This is a genomic window from Streptomyces sp. NPDC002623 (genome assembly GCF_053592635.1).
This window is the reverse complement of the sequence record NZ_JBSFWB010000003.1, coordinates 146,647-163,907: the sequence shown is the minus strand read 5'-3', so window position 1 is coordinate 163,907 and position 17,261 is coordinate 146,647. Positions and strand designations below refer to the sequence as shown.

Genomic DNA, 17,261 nt, shown 5'->3' with positions numbered 1-17,261 from the left:
AACCGTGTGACGGGCGGCTACACCGGGTCGTACGTGCGCTCCACCTTCTGCGTGCCGCTGCGCGTGCGGTACGAGCGGGACCAGGAGGAGGTCGCGGTGGCGCTGGTGCGGTCGGACAGCACGTAGTAGTCCATCTGCGCGCGCTCGGCGGTGATGTCCAGGACGCCGTAGCCGTGGCGGTCGGTGTCGACGAAGTGGACGTGCCGGTTGGCGGCCCGGATGATCGGGGAGGCGATCGCGGTGAGGGTGCCCTCGGGGACCTTCACGATGTCGTCCAGGTTGTCGGAGGTCACCGAGGTGACCACGAACTCCGTGGCGGCCGAGGCCGAAAGGGGGTAGGTGCCCGCGTCCACCGGCACGTCGTTGGCCCACGCCATGTGGATGTCGCCGGTCAGGAAGACGGTGTTGCCGATGGCGTTGGAGCGCAGATGCGCGAGGAGCTCGCGGCGGTCGTCGGTGTAGCCGTCCCACTGGTCGGTGTTGAGGGCGATGCCCTCCTGCGGCAGGCCGAGCAGCTTGGCGAGCGGCTTGAAAAGGTCCGCGGAGAGCGAGCCGATCGCGAACGGGGAGATCATCACCGAGTTGCCGACCAGCCGCCAGGTCGTGTCGGAGGCCTTCAGCCCGGACTTCAGCCAGTCCAGTTGGGCGCGCCCGGTGAGCGTCCGGTCCGGGTCGTCGACCGTGCCGTTGCCGACGGCGACCTGCTGCGAGCGGAACGAGCGCAGGTCCAGCAGGGAGAGGTCGGCCAGCTTGCCGAAGCGCAGCCGACGGTAGGTGGTGCCGGCGATCGCCGGGCGGACCGGCATCCACTCGAAGTAGGCCTGCTTGGCGGCCGCCTGACGGGCCGTCCAGGCCCCCTCGGCGCCCTCGGTGTGGTTCTCCGCGCCGCCCGACCAGGTGTCGTTGGCGAACTCGTGGTCGTCCCAGATCGCGACGACCGGCGCCTTCGCGTGCAGGGCCTGCAGGTCCGGGTCCGTCTTGTACTTGCCGTGCCGGGTGCGGTAGTCGGCGAGCGTGAGGATCTCGTGCGCGGGCGAGGTCTGCCGGACGACGGTCCCGCGGGCGCCGTACTCGCCGGTGCCGTACTCGTATATGTAGTCGCCGAGGTGCAGCCAGGCGTCGAGGTCGCCGCGGGCCGCGAGGTGGCGGTACGAGGAGAAGTAGCCGGCCTCCCAGTTGGCGCAGGAGACCACGCCGAACCGCAGACCCGGCACGGCGGCGTCCGCCGCCGGCGCGGTGCGGGTGCGCGCCACCGGGGAGTCGGTGCCGCCGGCCGAGAAGCGGAAGTAGTAGTCGGTGGCGGGAGCAAGGCCCCGGAGGTCGGCCTTGACGGTGTGGTCGGTCGCGGCGGTGGCGGTGAGGGAGCCCTTGGCGACGATGTTCGTCAGCGCCTTGTCCCGGGCGACGACCCAGCTCACCTCGGTGTCCGGGCCGAGCCCGGAGCCGGGCGTCGCCTCGGCGGTGGGCGTCACCCGGGTCCACAGCAGGACCCCGTCGGGCAGCGGGTCGCCGGAGGCGAGGCCGTGCAGGAAGGCGGGGGCGTCGGCGGCGCGGGCCGGCAGCGCGGCGACGAGCGGGCCGGCCAGCACGGCGGTGGCCGCGGCCGCCTTGACGACCGTACGGCGGCGCGGCGACAGTGAGCCGGCACGCTCTGACGGGGTGCCGGCGCTCTCGGATGATCTGTATCGACTGGTCACGGGCGATCAGATTACTGACCAGTACGACCGAAGAGCGGGCGAACTCCCAAAAGTTCGCCCGCTCTTCGTCAGAGCGTCGGATCAGGCCTTGAGGGCCGCGTCGATCGCCGTGGTGAAGTCGGCGACCGTCATCGGGGCGTTCTGCCCGCCGGAGTCGGTCAGCGTCTTGCCGTCCATCTTCAGGGTCGGGGTGCCCGTGACCCCGCTCTTGTCGAACGTCTTGGACATCTCCAGCGCCCACTTGTCGTAGGTGCCGTCCTTCACGGCGCTCTGGAACTTGGCGTTGCCCTTCAGCGCCGCGACCGTGTCCGCCACCTTGATCAGGTAGGAGTCGTCCTTGAACTTGTCGTCGGTCTCCTCGGGGTGGTACTTCGCCGAGTACAGCGCGGTCTTGTACTCCAGGAACGCCTCGGGGCTGACGTTCAGCGCGGCGCCCAGGGCGCTGAGCGCGTTCTTGGAGCCCTCGCCGGTCAGGCTGCGGTCGAGGAAGGTCGCGCCGACGTACTGGATCTTGAACTTGCCGGCGTCGTAGTCGCTCTTCACCGTCGCGCCGACGGTCTGCTCGAACTGGGCGCAGACCGGGCAGCGCGGGTCCTCGTACATGACGAGGGTCTTCTTGGCGCTCGCCTTGCCCATGACGACGGTCAGGCCGTTCTTGCCGGTGGTGTTGGCCGGCGCGACCAGCTTGTCCTTCGCGGCCTCGTCCCAGTAGCTGGGCTGGTTGGCCTGGACGACGGCGTAACCTATGCCGCCCGCCACGGCCAGCACGCCGACCGCCGAGCAGGCGACGATGATCTGCCGCCTGACCTTGGCCCGCTTGGCCTCGCGCTCACGCTCGATGCGCAGCCGCTCCCGGGCCGCCGTCTTCGCTGCCGCGCTGTTCCGCTTGCTCATGTCGGTGTTCTCCAAAGGGGGACGCGCACAGCTGGTGCGCGGAAGTTCGTGTGGGGACTGATCTGTGGGGTGCCGCGTGCTCAGGCCGTGGCGACCGAGCACGGCGGTCCACGCCGTCCCAGGGAGTGCACGAGGATCCGCTCGCGGACGGTGGGCGTACGGCGCACGGGACGCGGCAGGCGGCGGGCGGCCGGGGCGCGGCGTACGGTCACGGCGGCGACGGCCAGCAGCAGCGGCCGGAAGGTCGTCGCGGTCGCCGCGCGCAGCAGCTGGGCCAGCGCCCGCTCGCCCCGGCGCAGCCAGGCGGCGGCGATCAGACCGACGCAGAGGTGCGCGCCGAGCAGCAGCCACGCGGTCGCCGGGTCGGCGTGCGCGAGGACCCCGCCGAGCCGGTCGGTGTCGGCGCCGGTGACCTGGGCGAGCGGTGTGCCGACGGACGTGCCGTCGCCGCACAGCACGTCCCAGCCGACCGAGGCCAGCGGGCCGGCGACCGGTCCGCCCGCACGGCCGTAGCAGACGTGCTGGCCGGTGGTGAAGACGGTGTCGGCCGCCAGCTCCAGCGGGATCAGCAGGGCGGCGATCCGCCCGAAGCCGCGCTCGCGGCCCGCGAGGGCGTACGCGAGGGCGAAGACGGCGGCCGCGACGGCGGCCACCGTGTTGAGCGGCAGCGGGGCCCGCGACAGCAGCACGTGCGACGCGGTGCTGAGCGTCACGACGAGTGCCGTGAACAGCGCCGCGCGCGCGGCTCTGAGGCGGGTCCCGGATATGTCCATAGCGGGGGAAGTGTGTCACGCGCTCCTGTAGGAGACCCCTAAAGGATGCCTGTGAGAACGCCGACTGTTAGCGACCTGTTGTCGAAGGCCTGTGCGCAGTGGTCTGTTTTCAGTGGTCTGTTTTCAGAGGCCGGGGATCCGGCCGTTGCGGAAGAGGTCGAGGAAGATCTGGTGGTCGCCCCGCGCGCGGGCGCCGTAGGAGTGCGCGAAGTCGACCAGGAGGGGCGCGAAGCCCTCCTCGTCGGCCGCGATCGCCGCGTCGATGGCCCGCTCCGTGGAGAACGGCACCAGGGACTCGCCGGAGGTGGCGTCCGCCGCCGCGTGCATCGTGGCCGTGGACCGGCCCAGGTCGGCGACGACGCCCGCGATCTCGTCGGGGTCGTCGATGTCGCTCCAGTCCAGGTCGACCGCGTACGGCGAGACCTCGGCGACGAGCTGGCCCGCGCCGTTCAGCTCGGTCCAGCCCAGCCACGGGTCGGCGTGGGCCTGCAGGGCACGCTGGGAGATCACCGTGCGGTGGCCCTCGTGCCGGAAGTAGTCGCGGATCGACGGGTCGGTGATGTGCCGGGAGACGGCCGGGGTCTGGGCCTGCTTGATGTAGATCACGACGTCGTTCTCCAGGGCGTCGCTGTGGCCCTCCAGGAGGATGTTGTACGACGGCAGTCCGGCCGAGCCGATGCCGATGCCGCGGCGGCCCACGACGTCCTTCACCCGGTAGGAGTCGGGGCGGGCCAGCGAGGTCTCCGGCAGCGTCTCCAGATAGCCGTCGAAGGCGGCGAGGACCTTGTAGCGGGTGGCCGCGTCCAGCTCGATGGAGCCGCCGCCCGACGCGAAGCGGCGTTCGAAGTCGCGGATCTCGGTCATCGAGTCCAGCAGCCCGAAGCGGGTCAGCGAGCGGGCGTCGCGCAGCGCGTCGAGCAGCGGGCCCTGGGCCGTGTCCAGGGTGAACGGCGGCACCTCGTCGCTCTTGGCGCCGGTGGCCAGCGCGTGGATGCGCTCGCGGTACGCGCCCGCGTACACCTCCACCAGCTCGCTGATCTGCTCGTCGCTGAGGGCCTTCGCGTACCCGATGAGGGCGACCGACGCGGCGAAGCGCTTGAGGTCCCAGGTGAAGGGGCCGACGTAGGCCTCGTCGAAGTCGTTGACGTTGAAGTTCAGCCGCCCTGTGGAGTCCATGTACGTGCCGAAGTTCTCCGCGTGCAGATCGCCGTGGATCCACACGCGCGAGGTGCGCTCGTCCAGGAACGGGCCGCCCCGCTTCTCCGCGTCGAGGTCGTGGTAGAAGAGGCCCGCCGTGCCGCGGTAGAACGCGAACGCCGAGGCCGCCATCTTCCGGAACTTCACGCGGAACGCGGCCGGGTCGGCGGCCAGGAGCTCGCCGAACGCGGTGTCGAAGACGGCGAGGATCTCCTCGCCGCGGTGCTCGTCGCTGAGCTGCGGAACCGACATCGCTGGGTGCCTCCTGGTGCAGTGCATGTACGACAGCGTCTCTGCCGTCTCCAACGGTCGAAGGTACGCGGGAGTGCCCGTTTCCCTCCGGTGAAGGTACGCGGTGAACGGGCCCGGGTGTCAGTGGCGAGGCTTAGACTTCGACGCTGACCCCCGGACTGTCCGCCAGCCCGTCGCCCAGTGTTTTCCATGGAGGCCACGCCGTGTCAAAACCGCCGTTCACGCACCTGCACGTCCACACCCAGTACTCGCTGCTGGACGGTGCCGCGCGGCTGAAGGACATGTTCGACGCGTGCAACGAGATGGGCATGACCCATATCGCCATGTCCGACCACGGCAACCTGCACGGGGCGTACGACTTCTTCCACACCGCGAAGAAGGCCGGAGTCACCCCGATCATCGGCATCGAGGCGTACGTCGCCCCCGAGTCGCGGCGCAACAAGCGCAAGATCCAGTGGGGCCAGCCGCACCAGAAGCGCGACGACGTCTCCGGTTCCGGCGGTTACACCCACAAGACGATCTGGGCGGCCAACGCGACGGGCCTGCACAACCTCTTCCGGCTCTCCTCGGACGCGTACGCCGAGGGCTGGCTGCAGAAGTGGCCCCGGATGGACAAGGAGACCATCTCCCAGTGGTCGGAGGGGCTCATCGCCTCCACCGGCTGCCCCTCCGGCGAGCTCCAGACCCGGCTGCGCCTGGGCCAGAAGGAGGAGGCGCTCAAGGCGGCCGCCGACTACCAGGACATCTTCGGCAAGGACCGGTACTTCCTGGAGCTGATGGACCACGGCATCGAGATCGAGAGCCGGGTCCGCGACGGCCTCCTGGAGATCGGCAAGAAGCTCGGCATCCCGCCGCTGGTGACGAACGACTCGCACTACACGTACGCGCACGAGGCGACCGCGCACGACGCGCTGCTGTGCATCCAGACCGGCAAGAACCTCTCCGACCCGGACCGCTTCCGCTTCGACGGCACCGGCTACTACCTGAAGTCCACGGACGAGATGTACGCCGTCGACTCCTCGGACGCCTGGCAGGAGGGCTGCGCCAACACCCTCCTGGTGGCCGAGCAGATCGACACCGCCGGCATGTTCGAGGCGAAGAACCTCATGCCGAAGTTCGACATCCCCGACGGCTTCACCGAGGTCACCTGGTTCAAGGAGGAGGTCCGCCTCGGGATGAACCGCCGCTTCCCCGGCGGCGTCCCCGACGACCGCCAGAAGCAGGTCGAGTACGAGATGGACGTCATCATCCAGATGGGGTTCCCGGGCTACTTCCTCGTCGTCGCCGACTTCATCATGTGGGCGAAGAACCAGGGCATCGCGGTCGGCCCCGGCCGAGGCTCCGCGGCCGGCTCGATCGTCGCCTACGCGATGGGCATCACCGACCTCGACCCGATCCCGCACGGTCTGATCTTCGAGCGGTTCCTCAACCCCGAGCGCGTCTCCATGCCCGATGTCGACATCGACTTCGACGAGCGCAGGCGCGTCGAGGTGATCCGGTACGTGACCGAGAAGTACGGCGCCGACAAGGTCGCCATGATCGGCACCTACGGCAAGATCAAGGCGAAGAACGCCATCAAGGACTCCGCGCGCGTGCTGGGCTACCCGTACGCGATGGGCGACCGCCTCACCAAGGCGATGCCCGCCGACGTCCTCGGCAAGGGCATCGATCTCAACGGCATCACCGACCCCTCGCACCCGCGCTACAGCGAGGCCGGCGAGATCCGCTCGATGTACGAGAACGAGCCGGACGTCAAGAAGGTCATCGACACCGCCAAGGGCGTCGAGGGCCTGGTCCGGCAGATGGGCGTGCACGCGGCCGGCGTGATCATGTCCAGCGAGCCCATCGTCGACCACGCCCCCATCTGGGTGCGGCACACGGACGGCGTGACCATCACCCAGTGGGACTACCCGCAGTGCGAGTCGCTCGGCCTGCTGAAGATGGACTTCCTCGGCCTGCGCAACCTGACGATCATGGACGACGCCGTCAAGATGGTGAAGTCCAACAAGGGCATCGACCTCGACCTGCTGGCCCTGCCGCTGGACGATCCGACGACCTTCGAACTGCTCCAGCGCGGTGAGACCCTCGGCGTCTTCCAGTTCGACGGCGGCCCCATGCGCTCGCTGCTGCGCCTGATGAAGCCCGACAACTTCGAAGACATCTCCGCCGTCTCCGCGCTCTACCGTCCGGGCCCGATGGGCATGGACTCGCACACCAACTACGCGCTGCGCAAGAACAAGCTCCAGGAGATCACCCCGATCCACAAGGAGCTCGAGGAGCCCCTGGAAGAGGTCCTGGCCGTCACCTACGGCCTGATCGTCTACCAGGAGCAGGTGCAGAAGGCCGCCCAGATCATCGCCGGGTACTCGCTCGGCGAGGCCGACATCCTGCGCCGCGTGATGGGCAAGAAGAAGCCCGACGAGCTGGCGAAGAACTTCACCATCTTCCAGGCCGGCGCGAAGAAGAACGGCTACAGCGACGAGGCCATCCAGGCCCTGTGGGACGTGCTGGTCCCGTTCGCCGGCTACGCCTTCAACAAGGCGCACTCCGCCGCGTACGGCCTGGTCTCGTACTGGACCGCCTACCTCAAGGCGAACCACCCCGCCGAGTACATGGCCGGACTGCTCACCTCGGTCAAGGACGACAAGGACAAGTCGGCCGTCTACCTGAACGAATGCCGGCGCATGGGCATCAAGGTGCTCCCGCCGAACGTCAACGAGTCGGTGCACAACTTCGCCGCGCAGGGCGACGACGTGATCCTCTTCGGCCTCGAAGCGGTGCGCAACGTCGGCACGAACGTGGTCGAGTCGATCATCAGGAGCCGCAAGGCCAAGGGCAAGTACGGCTCGTTCCCCGACTACCTCGACAAGGTCGAGGCGGTCGCGTGCAACAAGCGCACCACGGAGTCGCTGATCAAGGCGGGCGCGTTCGACACCCTGGGGCACACCCGCAAGGGCCTCACCGCGCAGTTCGAGCCGATGATCGACAACGTGGTCGCGGTCAAGCGCAAGGAGGCCGAGGGCCAGTTCGACCTGTTCGGCGGCATGGGCGAGGAAGAGACCAGCGAGCCCGGCTTCGGACTCGACGTCGAGTTCACCACCGACGAGTGGGAGAAGACGTATCTGCTCGCCCAGGAGCGGGAGATGCTCGGCCTCTACGTCTCCGACCACCCGCTGTTCGGCCTGGAGCACGTGCTGTCCGACAAGGCCGACGCCGGCATCGCCCAGCTCACCGGAGGCGAGCACGCGGACGGCGCGGTGGTGACGATCGGCGGCATCATCTCCGGTCTCCAGCGCAAGATGACCAAGCAGGGCAACGCCTGGGCGATCGCCACCGTCGAGGACCTCGCGGGCTCCCTCGAGTGCATGTTCTTCCCGGCGACCTACCAACTCGTCTCGACCCAACTCGTCGAGGACGCCGTGGTCTTCGTCAAGGGCCGCCTCGACAAGCGCGAGGACGTGCCGCGGCTGGTCGCGATGGAGCTCCAGGTCCCGGATCTGTCGAACGCGGGCACCAACGCGCCCGTGATCCTCACCATCCCGGCCACCCGGGTCACCCCGCCGATGATCAACCGCCTCGGGGAGATCCTCACCCACCACAGGGGTGACAGCGAGGTCCGCATCAGGCTCCAGGGCCCGACGAAGACGACCGTCCTGCGGCTCGACCGGCACCGGGTCAAGCCCGACCCCGCTCTGTTCGGCGACCTGAAGGTGCTGCTCGGCCCGTCCTGCCTGGCGGGCTGAGGCCGCACGGACCCGTGAACCATGAGGGGCGCATCCGGTATCGGATGCGCCCCTCGGTGTGCCCGGGCTGCAACAGCCCGCAGTGCTGACGTCAGTTGTGGCCGAAGCGCTTCTGCCGGCCCTTGCGGGCGACATCGGCGGGCGTCACCTGGGAGATGCGCTGCTCGGCCTGCTCCTGCATCGAGGACTGCTGCGCCGCCTGCTGGCCGCGCTCGGACTGCGGCTGTTTACGCTCCTGCTTCTTGTGCTTGGCCATGGTGATCTGCCTCCTGTGGGGGATCGAGGGGCCAGGTCCGCGACCAGAGTCACATAGGCTGACTTACAGCGCATTTCGGATAATTACCGTCTGTAACAGGGTTTGTCACAGCGCAAGCGCCCGAAACGCCACGCCGAAGATCGAGTTCGGGCCGTTAACCTCCGCATGGTCGGGCAGACTCGAAGGAAGCCCGAAGCAAACCTCCCGGAAAGAGGGTGAGTCGTGGACCGCTGCATCGTCCTGGTGGACGCCGGGTATCTGCTGGGGGCCGCCGCCAGTCTCCTCGCCGGAGAGCCCTCGCGATCCCGGATCACCGTCGATCACGCCGCTCTCGTCCAGGGCCTGCGCGAACAGGCCGAGTCCGAGACCGAGCGGCCGCTGCTGCGCATCTACTGGTTCGACGGCGCCCCGGACCGCGTCCCGCAGCCCGAACACCGCAGGCTGCGCGTGATGCCCCGGGTGACGGTCCGGCTGGGCGCGCTGACCCGCAGTGACGGCCGCTGGGCGCAGAAGGGCGTCGACGCCGCGATGCACGCCGAGCTGACCGAGCTGGCCCGCAACCGCGCCTGCTCCGACGTCGTCCTCGTCACCGGCGACGGCGATCTGCTGCCCGGCATGATGGCCGCCAAGGAGCACGGCGTCGCCGTCCACCTGTGGGCCGTCCAGGCCGCCGACGGCGACTACAACCAGTCCGAGGACCTCGTCGCCGAGGCCGACGAACGACGGGTCCTGGACCGCACCTGGATCACCAAGGCCGTACGCGCGAAGGACCTCGGCGGGATCTGCGCGCCGCCGCCCGTGCCCCGGCCCGAGATCGCCGCGATCCTCTCCGCGCCGCTGCCCGACTCCGGCCTCGCCCCCGCCGCCGAGCGGACCGCCGAGGAGGCCGAGCACCCCTCCGCCGCCGCCTCGGAGAACGGCGCGCAGGAGCGCGTCCCCGCCCCCAAGGGCGTACCGACCCCCAAGGACCTGGCCGCCCTGCGCGCGCCCGGCGCCCAGGCCGTCCAGCACCCCACCACCGCGACCCTGCGCTGGTCCTCCGACAAGGGCTGGGTCGACCGCCCCGGGGTCGCCCCGGAGCCCTCCGAGGTCGCCTCGATGCCGACGCTCGCCCAGGTCACCACGGCGGAGCAGCGGTGGGCCGACCGCGAGGAGGACATCACGACCGTCGGCGGGGACCCCTACGAGGTGGGGCAGGTCTTCGCCCGCCGGTGGATGGGCCGCCTCGGCGACCAGGGCCATCTGCAGAAGCTCTCCGGCATGTACCCGCGGATCCCGCACCGCATCGACGGCGAGCTGCTCAGATACGCGGCCCGCTTCGGTCTGCTCGCGCACAAGGACGACCAGATCGACGAGCACGACCGGTACGCCATCCGGGCGGGTTTCTGGCGCGAGATCGATGTGCGGACGGCCGCCGAACACGCTCCGGCCGCGGACTGAACCGGACGTCGGGAACGCCCCCGACGGCGAGCGGGGGTCCCCGACCCCGTAGTCTCGTCCTTTGTGAGTACGCGCGTGGCACCGGCAATGCGGCACAGGGACGAGGTCGTGTGTGCCGTACGCGGGCTGACCAAGTCGTATCCGGCGGTCCGGGGCCGGCGCGGCACTCCCGCGACGCCGGCGGTCCGGGCCACCGACGACGTACGGCTCGACATCCGGCGCGGTGAGATCTTCGGCCTGCTCGGGCCGAACGGCGCGGGCAAGACCACCCTCGTACGCCAGATGACCGGTCTGATGCGGCCCGACTCGGGCAGCGTGGAGATCCTCGGGCACGACATCGTGCGCCACCCCGAGCGGGCCGCGCGCATCCTCGCCTACCTGGGGCAGGAGTCCACCGCCCTCGACGAGCTCACCGTCTCCCTCGCCGCCGAGACCACCGGCAGGCTGCGTGGGCTCGACGTCCGCGCGGCGCGCCGGGAGCGGGACGACGTCCTCGACGAGCTGGGCCTCACGCCGCTCGCCGGACGGGCGCTGCGCAAGCTGTCCGGCGGACAGCGGCGACTGGCCTGCTTCGCCGCCGTGCTGGTGGGGGAGCGCCCCCTGCTGGTGCTGGACGAGCCGACCACCGGCATGGACCCGGTCGCCCGGCGGGCCGTGTGGGCCGCCGTGGACCGGCGGCGGGCCGAGCGCGGGACGACCGTGCTGCTCGTCACCCACAACGTCATCGAGGCCGAGACCGTCCTCGACCGGGTGGCCGTGCTCGAACAGGGCCGGGTCATCGCCTGCGACACCCCCACCGGGCTCAAGGAGCAGGTCGCAGGCGAGGTGCGGGTCGAGCTGGTGTGGCGCGAGCGGGCGCCGCTGGACGTGCCCGAGGTCGCCGCGCTGCGCGAGCGGGCCGTGGAGTCCGGTCGCCGCTGGACGCTGCGGCTGGCCCCCGACGAGGCCCGGGCGATCGTCGCCACCGTGACCGGCGGCGCCGCCTTCGCCGCCCTGGACGACTTCACCCTGGCCACCCCGAGCCTGGAGGACGTCTACCTGGCGCTGGGCGGGGCGGCACGACAGGGGCTGGTACGGGCGTGAGCGGGGCGATGAGCGGGACGCGAGCGGCGAGACCGAGAGGCGCCGAGGTGAGTGGGCGGGCCGCCGGGGCCGTATGGGACGGTATGAGAACCGTAGGGAAGAGGAGCAACGCCACGTGAGTGTCGTACCCGCCGAGGTTCTGCCGGGGAGCGCCCGGACCGTGACGGAGCCGGTCCGCGGCGCCGCCGCCGAGCTGGCGCCCCGCGCACGGCTGTGGCCGTCGCTCGTGGCCGTCTACCGGGCCCAGCTGTCCCGCGCGCGGGTGGCACGCATCCCGCTGCTGTTCGTGGCGACCTTCCAGTCGGTCGGCATCCTGATCATGATGCGGGGCGTCGTGGACGGCGGGCGCGAGGCGGAGGCCGTGGTGGCCGGGTCCGCCGTGCTCGTCGTCGCCTTCGTCGCGCTGAACCTGCTCGCGCAGTACTTCGGACAGCTGCGGGCCAGCGGGGGGCTCGATCACTACGCGACGCTGCCGGTGCCGCCCGCGGCCGTGGTGCTGGGGGCGGCGGGGGCGTACGCGTCGTTCACCGTGCCGGGGACCCTGGTGACGGCGGTGTTCGGGTGCGTGCTGTTCGGGCTGCCGCTGACGCATCTGTGGGTGCTCGCCCTCGTCATCCCACTGGCGGGCGCCGCGCTGTCCGGGCTCGGCGCGGCCTTCGGGCTGCTCGCGCCGCGACCGGAGCTGGCCACCGTGCTGGGGCAGCTCGGCATGTCCGCCGCGCTGCTGCTGGGCGTGCTGCCGCCGGACCGGATGCCGGAGGCGGTGCGCTTCGCCCGTGATCTGCTGCCGTCCACATACGGGGTCGAGGCGTTCGCGCGGACCTTCCGGGCCAGTCCCGACTGGGCGTTCGTGCTGGGCGACCTCGCCGTCTGCGCGGGTGTCGGCGTGGTGTCGCTGGCCGTCGCCACCTGGGCGTATCGCCGGGCCGCCGTCCGGTGACGCGCCGCACAGCCGGGCCTGGCACGATGTCAGAGTGACCGCACCGCTGACTCCGCCTCCGCCGCCGCACGAATCTTCTCCGCACGGAGCCTGGCCGCCGCCGCCGTCCGCTCCGGAGCCGTCGTCCGGAGGGTACGCGGGGGTGGCCGCCGTGCCCCACGACGTCTCGTACGGACAGGACGGGCCCGGGATGAAGACCGAACTGCGGGAAGCCGCCGTGATCACGGTGGTCGTCGCGCTCGTCGGGGTGGCGCTCGGGCTGCTGTGGGTGTGGCTGGCGCCGAAGGTGCCGCTCGTCGGTGACGTGGTGGACGGCAGCTGGGTCGTCTACTTCAAGGACACCGAGGGGGAGCAGGCGATCGGGGTGGACGGAACGTTCACGCTGTTGGCCCTGGCGTGCGGCGCCGTGAGCGCGCTGGCCGTGTTCGCCTGGCGGCGGCGTGGTGGAGTGCCGGCGGTGGTCGCGCTCGCCCTCGGCGGGTTCCTCGGGTCGCTGCTGGCCTGGCGGCTGGGGGTGTGGCTCGGGCCCGAGTCCGATGTGATCGCGCACGCGCAGTCGGCGGGCAAGGGCGTCACGTTCTCGGCGCCGTTGAAGCTGGGGGCGAAGGGCGCGCTGCTCGCGTGGTCGCTGGCCGCCCTGGTGGTGCATCTGGGGCTCACGTCGCTGTTCGGGCCCCGGGATCCCGATCCGTACGCGGCGCACGGGACTGCGCCCAAGGACGGGTACGGGGCGCCGACGGCCTGAGGCGGTTCACGGGCCGAAAGCACTCACCCGCGTGCGATCGGCGACAGCACCGCTGCCGTCAGGGTGGCCAGGGCGGTCGGGGAGAGTTCCACCTCCAGGCCCCTTCTGCCCGCCGAGACGCAGATCGTCGCGTGGGCCGTCGCCGAGGCGTCCAGCACGGTGGGGAGCTTCTTGCGCTGACCCAGCGGGGAGATGCCGCCCCGGACATAGCCCGTGGTGCGCTCGGCCAGGGTCGGGTCGGCCATCGACGCTCGTTTGCCGCCCACCGCCGAGGCCAGGGCCTTGAGGTCCAGGGAGCCGGCCACCGGGACCACCGCCACCGTCAGGGCGCCGTCCACGTCCGCGACCAGGGTCTTGAAGACGCGGTCGGGGGAGACGCCCATCGCCTCGGCCGCCTCCTCGCCGTAGGACGGGTGGCCGGGGTCGTGGTCGTAGGAGTGGACCGTGAAGTCCACGCCCGCCGCCGTCAGGGCCACCGTCGCGGGCGTGCCCCCGGACTGCTGCCGTTGCTTCTTCGCCATGCTCGGTCGACCTTCAGTTGAGACTCGTCGGGCCGCGGGTCAGGTCCGCCGCGGGCAGCGAGGGCAGGTTGCGGATGATCGCCGTCTCCGCGCGCAGGAGCGTCAGTTCGTCCCGCAGCCGGGAGGCCGTGTCGGGGGCCTGCAGGAAACGCTGCTTGGTGGGGGTGTCCAGCATCATCGCGGCCGCCACCAGGTACGACACCACCGACGGGTCGTCCGGGAGCTCCGCGCCGGTGGCCAGGGAGCGTTCGCGGGCGCCCGCCAGGCGCTTCTGGTACTGGCGGAAGGCCCGCAGCACGCCCTCCGCGAGGGCGCCCGCCTCGTCGCCCGGGTCCTCCGGCAGCTCCTCGAGCTCGGCCGTCAGGAAGGGGCCCGAGGCGTCCACCGACAGCAGCTTCACCCGGGTCGTGCCCGTCGCCAGCACCTCGAACGTGCCGTCGGCGCGCTCGCGGATCGTCGCCGCGTCGGCCACACAGCCGACGCCGTGGAACGCCTTGACCGGGTCGTCGCCGAAGCCGGCCGCGGGGCCGCGCTCGGGCACGGCGGTCTGGTCGGGCAGGCCCTGCGCGCTGGGCGCCACCTCGTGGCCGTCGCGGATGGCGACGACGGCGAACCGGCGCGATTCGTCCTCGGGGGTCTTCAACAGGTCGCGCATCATGGCGCGATAGCGCTCCTCGAAGACGTTGAGCGGGAGCACGAGTCCCGGGAACAACACCGAGTTCAGGGGGAAGAGCGGCAGGCGGACGGTGGTCACGACGCAGAAGCCTAGTGGTCCAGCGGGCGGTCTCGTCCGCCGTGCCCATTCCCTGGATGCCACGAAGGCTGTCCGGAAGGCCCCGACCGCACTTCCTCGCGTACCGCCAGGAAGTGGCCGAGCGGGTCGTCCGACAGCCGGTCCCAGGGGAACGACGTGGCGTACGGACCGATCAGCCGGAGCTGTACGAGGGCTTCCTCGCGGCGGTCCAGGCGGACCAGGACGTACGTCAGCAGATTGCGGATCTCGGCCGTCCACGGGTCGAGGCCCGGGAAGCGCACGGAGAGCGCGATGGCGCGGTCGGCGGCCGCGTCCAGCCGCTCGCGCGGCACGTCGGGGCCGCAGCCGTCGGTCAGGTACGCGAAGGCCGCCCGGGCCGGCAGCGCCTGGACGAGAGAGCCGGCGGGGGCGTCCTGGGCGGCCCGGTCGGCGAAGTCGAAGCACTCGCGGTGGGAGCCGTGCCAGGACGCGGCCAGATAGCGCTTGGCGGCCACATGGCAGCCGTAGTGGTGCGGGGCGCGGCGGACCGCGGCCGCCCACAGCTCGCCGAAGTACTTGTGCCCGGCCCGTGCGCCGCGCGCGTGGTCCAGGGCGATGCGCCACGGCACGGGGTCGCGGACGTCGCTCTGTGCGGCGGCCGTGATCAGCGGGCTCACCTCGCGCAGCAGCTCCGCGCGGGCCGGCGACCGCCAGGCGCGGTCCACCGCGAGCTGGGCGGAGACGAGCAGCACGTCGGGGTCGCGCGGGGCGGCGGCACGCCACTCCTCGAACCACTCCGAACGGGAGAGCGCGAAGGACGCGAGCCGGGTCGCGTACCGGTCGCGGTACTCCCACTGGGCTTGTTCGCGGGTGTGGACCATCAGCTCGGCGGCGGGCGCGTAGGCGCCCAGACCGGCGGCGACGAGCGCGGGACCGAGCCGCTCGTCGGGCACGTCGAGGAGCACCTCGTCGTCGGCGGGGAGCCCGGCGGCGGTGCTGTGGGGCGCGGCGTTCCGTATCGCCCGGGAGGCCCGGGAAGCACGGATGAACGGGGGCAGCAGAGCCATGGTGTCGCCATTGAAAAGCCGCAGCTTCAGATTGCGCCAGAGCCTTCACGCAACCTGCGGAAAGTTGTACGACCCAGGGTCAAGGGACGGTAAAAGGAGGCTGCTCAAAGGGTGTCGGTGCGGTGGGAGTGTGCCCATGGTGTGCGCATCGCGTGTGGATCGGGCGCTGCCCTCAGCCCCGGCGCAGCAGCCGCGTCGCCCCCGCCGCCACCGTCGTCGCCAGGATCCAGCCGAGCAGGATCAGCGCCGTGGACAGCCACTGCCAGCCGCCGTGCAACCGCCACTGGCCGACCTGCCCCAGATCGATGACCGGCAGCAGCAGGTCGAGGGCGAAGAGGGCCGGGTTCCAGGGCGGGTGCCCGTCGCCGTTGCCGTCGACCGGCGGATGCGCGGCGTGCGCGAAGGCCAGCGAGCTCGCCGCCCACAGCACCGCCATCCACACCGCCGCCCGGCCCGGCCGGTAGCCGTAGGCGACCGTCCAGTCCTGCACGTACCCCAGGACCTTCGCGGCCGGCGGCAGCGTCTCGCGGCGGCGGCGCTGTTTGGCCAGCAGCACCTCGCGGGCGTCCTCGTCCTCCCCGCCGGCCCGCAGCACGGTCGCCAGCCGCTCGTACGGCTCCGGGGCGTACTCGGCGGTCGCCGCGGCCACCCAGCGCAACCGCTCGGCCAGCGGGAACGGGCCCTGCGGCACCAGGTTCTCGTACGCGAAGCCGCCCATGTGCAGATTGCCGGGGCCCGGCCAGGCGCTCGCCCGGTCCACGAGGTTGATCACCCGGGCGCCGGACAGCACGACCTTGCCGCGTCTCGGCGGCTCCCCGAGGAAGCGCAGCTCGGGCGTCTGCACCCGGCGCAGCGACAGCTCCTGGTCGTCGGTGAAGGTGAACCGGGCCCGCTCCAGGTCCACGGCGTCCCCGAACCGGCCGTCGTCCAGGCGCACCCCGCCCCGGCACTCGAAGCGCTGGATGCGCGTCCCGCGCGCGGGGGTCGTGCCGCTCAGCGCCTGGCCGCCGACGCCCGCCGGGGTCAGATACAGCGAGCGCTCCACGGTCAGCTGCGGGGCGTTCAGCGCGAGCCGCGTGTACGGGTTGGCCAGCCGCGCCCCGCGCAGGCTCAGCGACACGCCGATCTTGGCGCTGCGCAGACTCAGCTCGCCGTGCGATTCGAGGAGCTCGGCCTGGAGGTCCTGGCCGACCGTCATGCCGTCGGCGGCGATCGAACGGCCGGTGCGGTCGCGGTAGACGATCGCCTGGTTGAGCAGCAGGTCCGTGCCGATGTGCGCGTCGGTGAGCCGTACGCCGTTGTGGAAGCGGCAGCGCGGGAGGTGCAGATCGCCCTCGGTGTGCACCCGGGCCGCCTCCAGGCGCGGCACCGAGCAGTCCACCATCCGCAGGGTCGTGAACCGCGCCTCCGGCAGCAGCACCTCGTGCTCGAACCGGCAGCGCTTCAGCTCCACGTACGGCACCACCGTGCCGCCCGCGAGGTCCAGGGTGCCGCTGATCTGCACGCCGGAGAGCTTCAGCGACGCCACCCGGCCGGCCAGCGCGGGCGGTCCGGCCAGCAGCAGCCAGGCCACGATCCGGGCCCGCACGGTCCGCGCCGCGCCCCACGGATGCCCTCCGTGCGGATCGTCGACGACCGTGTCCCCGCTGCTCAGGTCGTACGCGCTGCCGTTGCGGAAGGCCTGCCACATGCCTGCCTCGGCGGCGGTCAGGTCGTCCGGCAGGTCTCCCGCGCCGTCTCCCGTACGGATGCCCGCCCCCTCCGTCACGCTGTTCACCCTCTTCGTTACTCACCGGTTTCGCACAGCCGTTCATGCCCGCTGGGCGACCCCCGAACGCTAAGGGGGAAGGCGATCTTCCAGGTTCCGGCCACGTTCTGTATCAGCCATTGATACGCGCGGACGACGCCCGATTCCGGTCT

At 71.4% G+C, this 17,261-nt stretch carries 14 protein-coding genes; 5 read left to right on the top strand and 9 right to left on the bottom strand.

The genetic code is table 11. The annotated features are described in order from the left end of the window. Positions 1-17: 17 nt before the first annotated feature. The 4 genes from ACWD4O_RS06455 to ACWD4O_RS06440 form a co-directional block, all read right to left on the bottom strand. Positions 18-1,697, bottom strand: a complete 1,680-nt coding sequence (locus ACWD4O_RS06455; protein WP_451278003.1) for an alkaline phosphatase D family protein — start codon at positions 1,695-1,697, stop codon at positions 18-20. An 81-nt stretch (positions 1,698-1,778) separates the two neighbouring features. Continuing rightward, positions 1,779-2,591, bottom strand: a complete 813-nt coding sequence (locus ACWD4O_RS06450; protein WP_451278001.1) for a thioredoxin domain-containing protein — start codon at positions 2,589-2,591, stop codon at positions 1,779-1,781. Positions 2,592-2,671: 80 nt separating this feature from the next. Next, the gene (locus ACWD4O_RS06445) at positions 2,672-3,364 is read right to left on the bottom strand and encodes a hypothetical protein (protein ID WP_451277999.1); all 693 of its coding nucleotides are present in this window, start codon (positions 3,362-3,364) and stop codon (positions 2,672-2,674) included. A gap of 123 nt (positions 3,365-3,487) precedes the next feature. Next, positions 3,488-4,813 (bottom strand): DUF2252 domain-containing protein, encoded by a 1,326-nt coding sequence (locus ACWD4O_RS06440; RefSeq protein WP_451277997.1) that lies wholly within the window; start codon positions 4,811-4,813, stop codon positions 3,488-3,490. Between the two features lie 203 nt (positions 4,814-5,016). Here ACWD4O_RS06440 and dnaE point away from each other — a divergent pair, with 203 nt between their 5' ends. Beyond that, positions 5,017-8,556 carry a DNA polymerase III subunit alpha gene (gene dnaE / locus ACWD4O_RS06435; RefSeq protein WP_451277995.1) on the top strand — a complete coding sequence of 1,180 codons (3,540 nt, stop codon included), beginning with the start codon at positions 5,017-5,019 and terminating at the stop codon, positions 8,554-8,556. A 91-nt stretch (positions 8,557-8,647) separates the two neighbouring features. Here dnaE and ACWD4O_RS06430 read toward each other — a convergent pair whose 3' ends face one another. After that, a complete protein-coding gene (locus ACWD4O_RS06430) occupies positions 8,648-8,812 on the bottom strand; it encodes a hypothetical protein (RefSeq protein WP_351910977.1) in 165 nt (54 codons plus the stop codon). Between the two features lie 222 nt (positions 8,813-9,034). Between ACWD4O_RS06430 and ACWD4O_RS06425 the strand changes: the two genes are divergently transcribed. The 4 genes from ACWD4O_RS06425 to ACWD4O_RS06410 all read left to right on the top strand — a co-directional run bounded on the left by ACWD4O_RS06425 (position 9,035) and on the right by ACWD4O_RS06410 (position 13,020). Continuing rightward, positions 9,035-10,252 (top strand): NYN domain-containing protein, encoded by a 1,218-nt coding sequence (locus ACWD4O_RS06425; protein WP_450946677.1) that lies wholly within the window; start codon positions 9,035-9,037, stop codon positions 10,250-10,252. A gap of 108 nt (positions 10,253-10,360) precedes the next feature. Further along, a complete protein-coding gene (locus ACWD4O_RS06420) occupies positions 10,361-11,335 on the top strand; it encodes an ABC transporter ATP-binding protein (RefSeq protein ID WP_451277992.1) in 975 nt (324 codons plus the stop codon). A 115-nt stretch (positions 11,336-11,450) separates the two neighbouring features. After that, positions 11,451-12,275, top strand: coding sequence for an ABC transporter permease (locus tag ACWD4O_RS06415; RefSeq protein WP_451277990.1), 825 nt, complete (start codon positions 11,451-11,453; stop codon positions 12,273-12,275). Positions 12,276-12,309: 34 nt separating this feature from the next. Beyond that, entirely contained in the window at positions 12,310-13,020 is a 711-nt protein-coding gene (locus ACWD4O_RS06410) for a DUF2567 domain-containing protein (RefSeq protein WP_451277988.1), read from the top strand. A 23-nt stretch (positions 13,021-13,043) separates the two neighbouring features. Here ACWD4O_RS06410 and ybaK read toward each other — a convergent pair whose 3' ends face one another. From ybaK to ACWD4O_RS06390, 4 genes are all read right to left on the bottom strand, one after another. Further along, positions 13,044-13,541: a Cys-tRNA(Pro) deacylase gene (gene ybaK / locus ACWD4O_RS06405; protein ID WP_451277986.1), complete on the bottom strand. Its 498-nt coding sequence runs from the start codon at positions 13,539-13,541 to the stop codon at positions 13,044-13,046. A gap of 13 nt (positions 13,542-13,554) precedes the next feature. Continuing rightward, on the bottom strand, positions 13,555-14,295 hold the full coding sequence (locus ACWD4O_RS06400; protein ID WP_351910971.1) for an LON peptidase substrate-binding domain-containing protein: 741 nt from the start codon (positions 14,293-14,295) through the stop codon (positions 13,555-13,557). A gap of 11 nt (positions 14,296-14,306) precedes the next feature. After that, positions 14,307-15,341, bottom strand: coding sequence for a hypothetical protein (locus tag ACWD4O_RS06395; protein ID WP_451277984.1), 1,035 nt, complete (start codon positions 15,339-15,341; stop codon positions 14,307-14,309). Between the two features lie 172 nt (positions 15,342-15,513). Beyond that, positions 15,514-17,109, bottom strand: a complete 1,596-nt coding sequence (locus ACWD4O_RS06390; protein WP_451277982.1) for an oxidoreductase — start codon at positions 17,107-17,109, stop codon at positions 15,514-15,516. Positions 17,110-17,261: the final 152 nt, after the last annotated feature.

Bases quoted from the DNA above. Each gene is read 5' to 3' on its own strand.
- ACWD4O_RS06450 (WP_451278001.1), bottom strand. From the start codon at position 2,591: ATGAGCAAGCGGAACAGCGCGGCAGCGAAGACGGCGGCCCGGGAGCGG.
- ACWD4O_RS06445 (WP_451277999.1), bottom strand. From the start codon at position 3,364: ATGGACATATCCGGGACCCGCCTCAGAGCCGCGCGCGCGGCGCTGTTC.
- ACWD4O_RS06440 (WP_451277997.1), bottom strand. From the start codon at position 4,813: ATGTCGGTTCCGCAGCTCAGCGACGAGCACCGCGGCGAGGAGATCCTC.
- ACWD4O_RS06430 (WP_351910977.1), bottom strand. From the start codon at position 8,812: ATGGCCAAGCACAAGAAGCAGGAGCGTAAACAGCCGCAGTCCGAGCGC.
- ybaK (WP_451277986.1), bottom strand. From the start codon at position 13,541: ATGGCGAAGAAGCAACGGCAGCAGTCCGGGGGCACGCCCGCGACGGTG.
- ACWD4O_RS06395 (WP_451277984.1), bottom strand. From the start codon at position 15,341: ATGGCTCTGCTGCCCCCGTTCATCCGTGCTTCCCGGGCCTCCCGGGCG.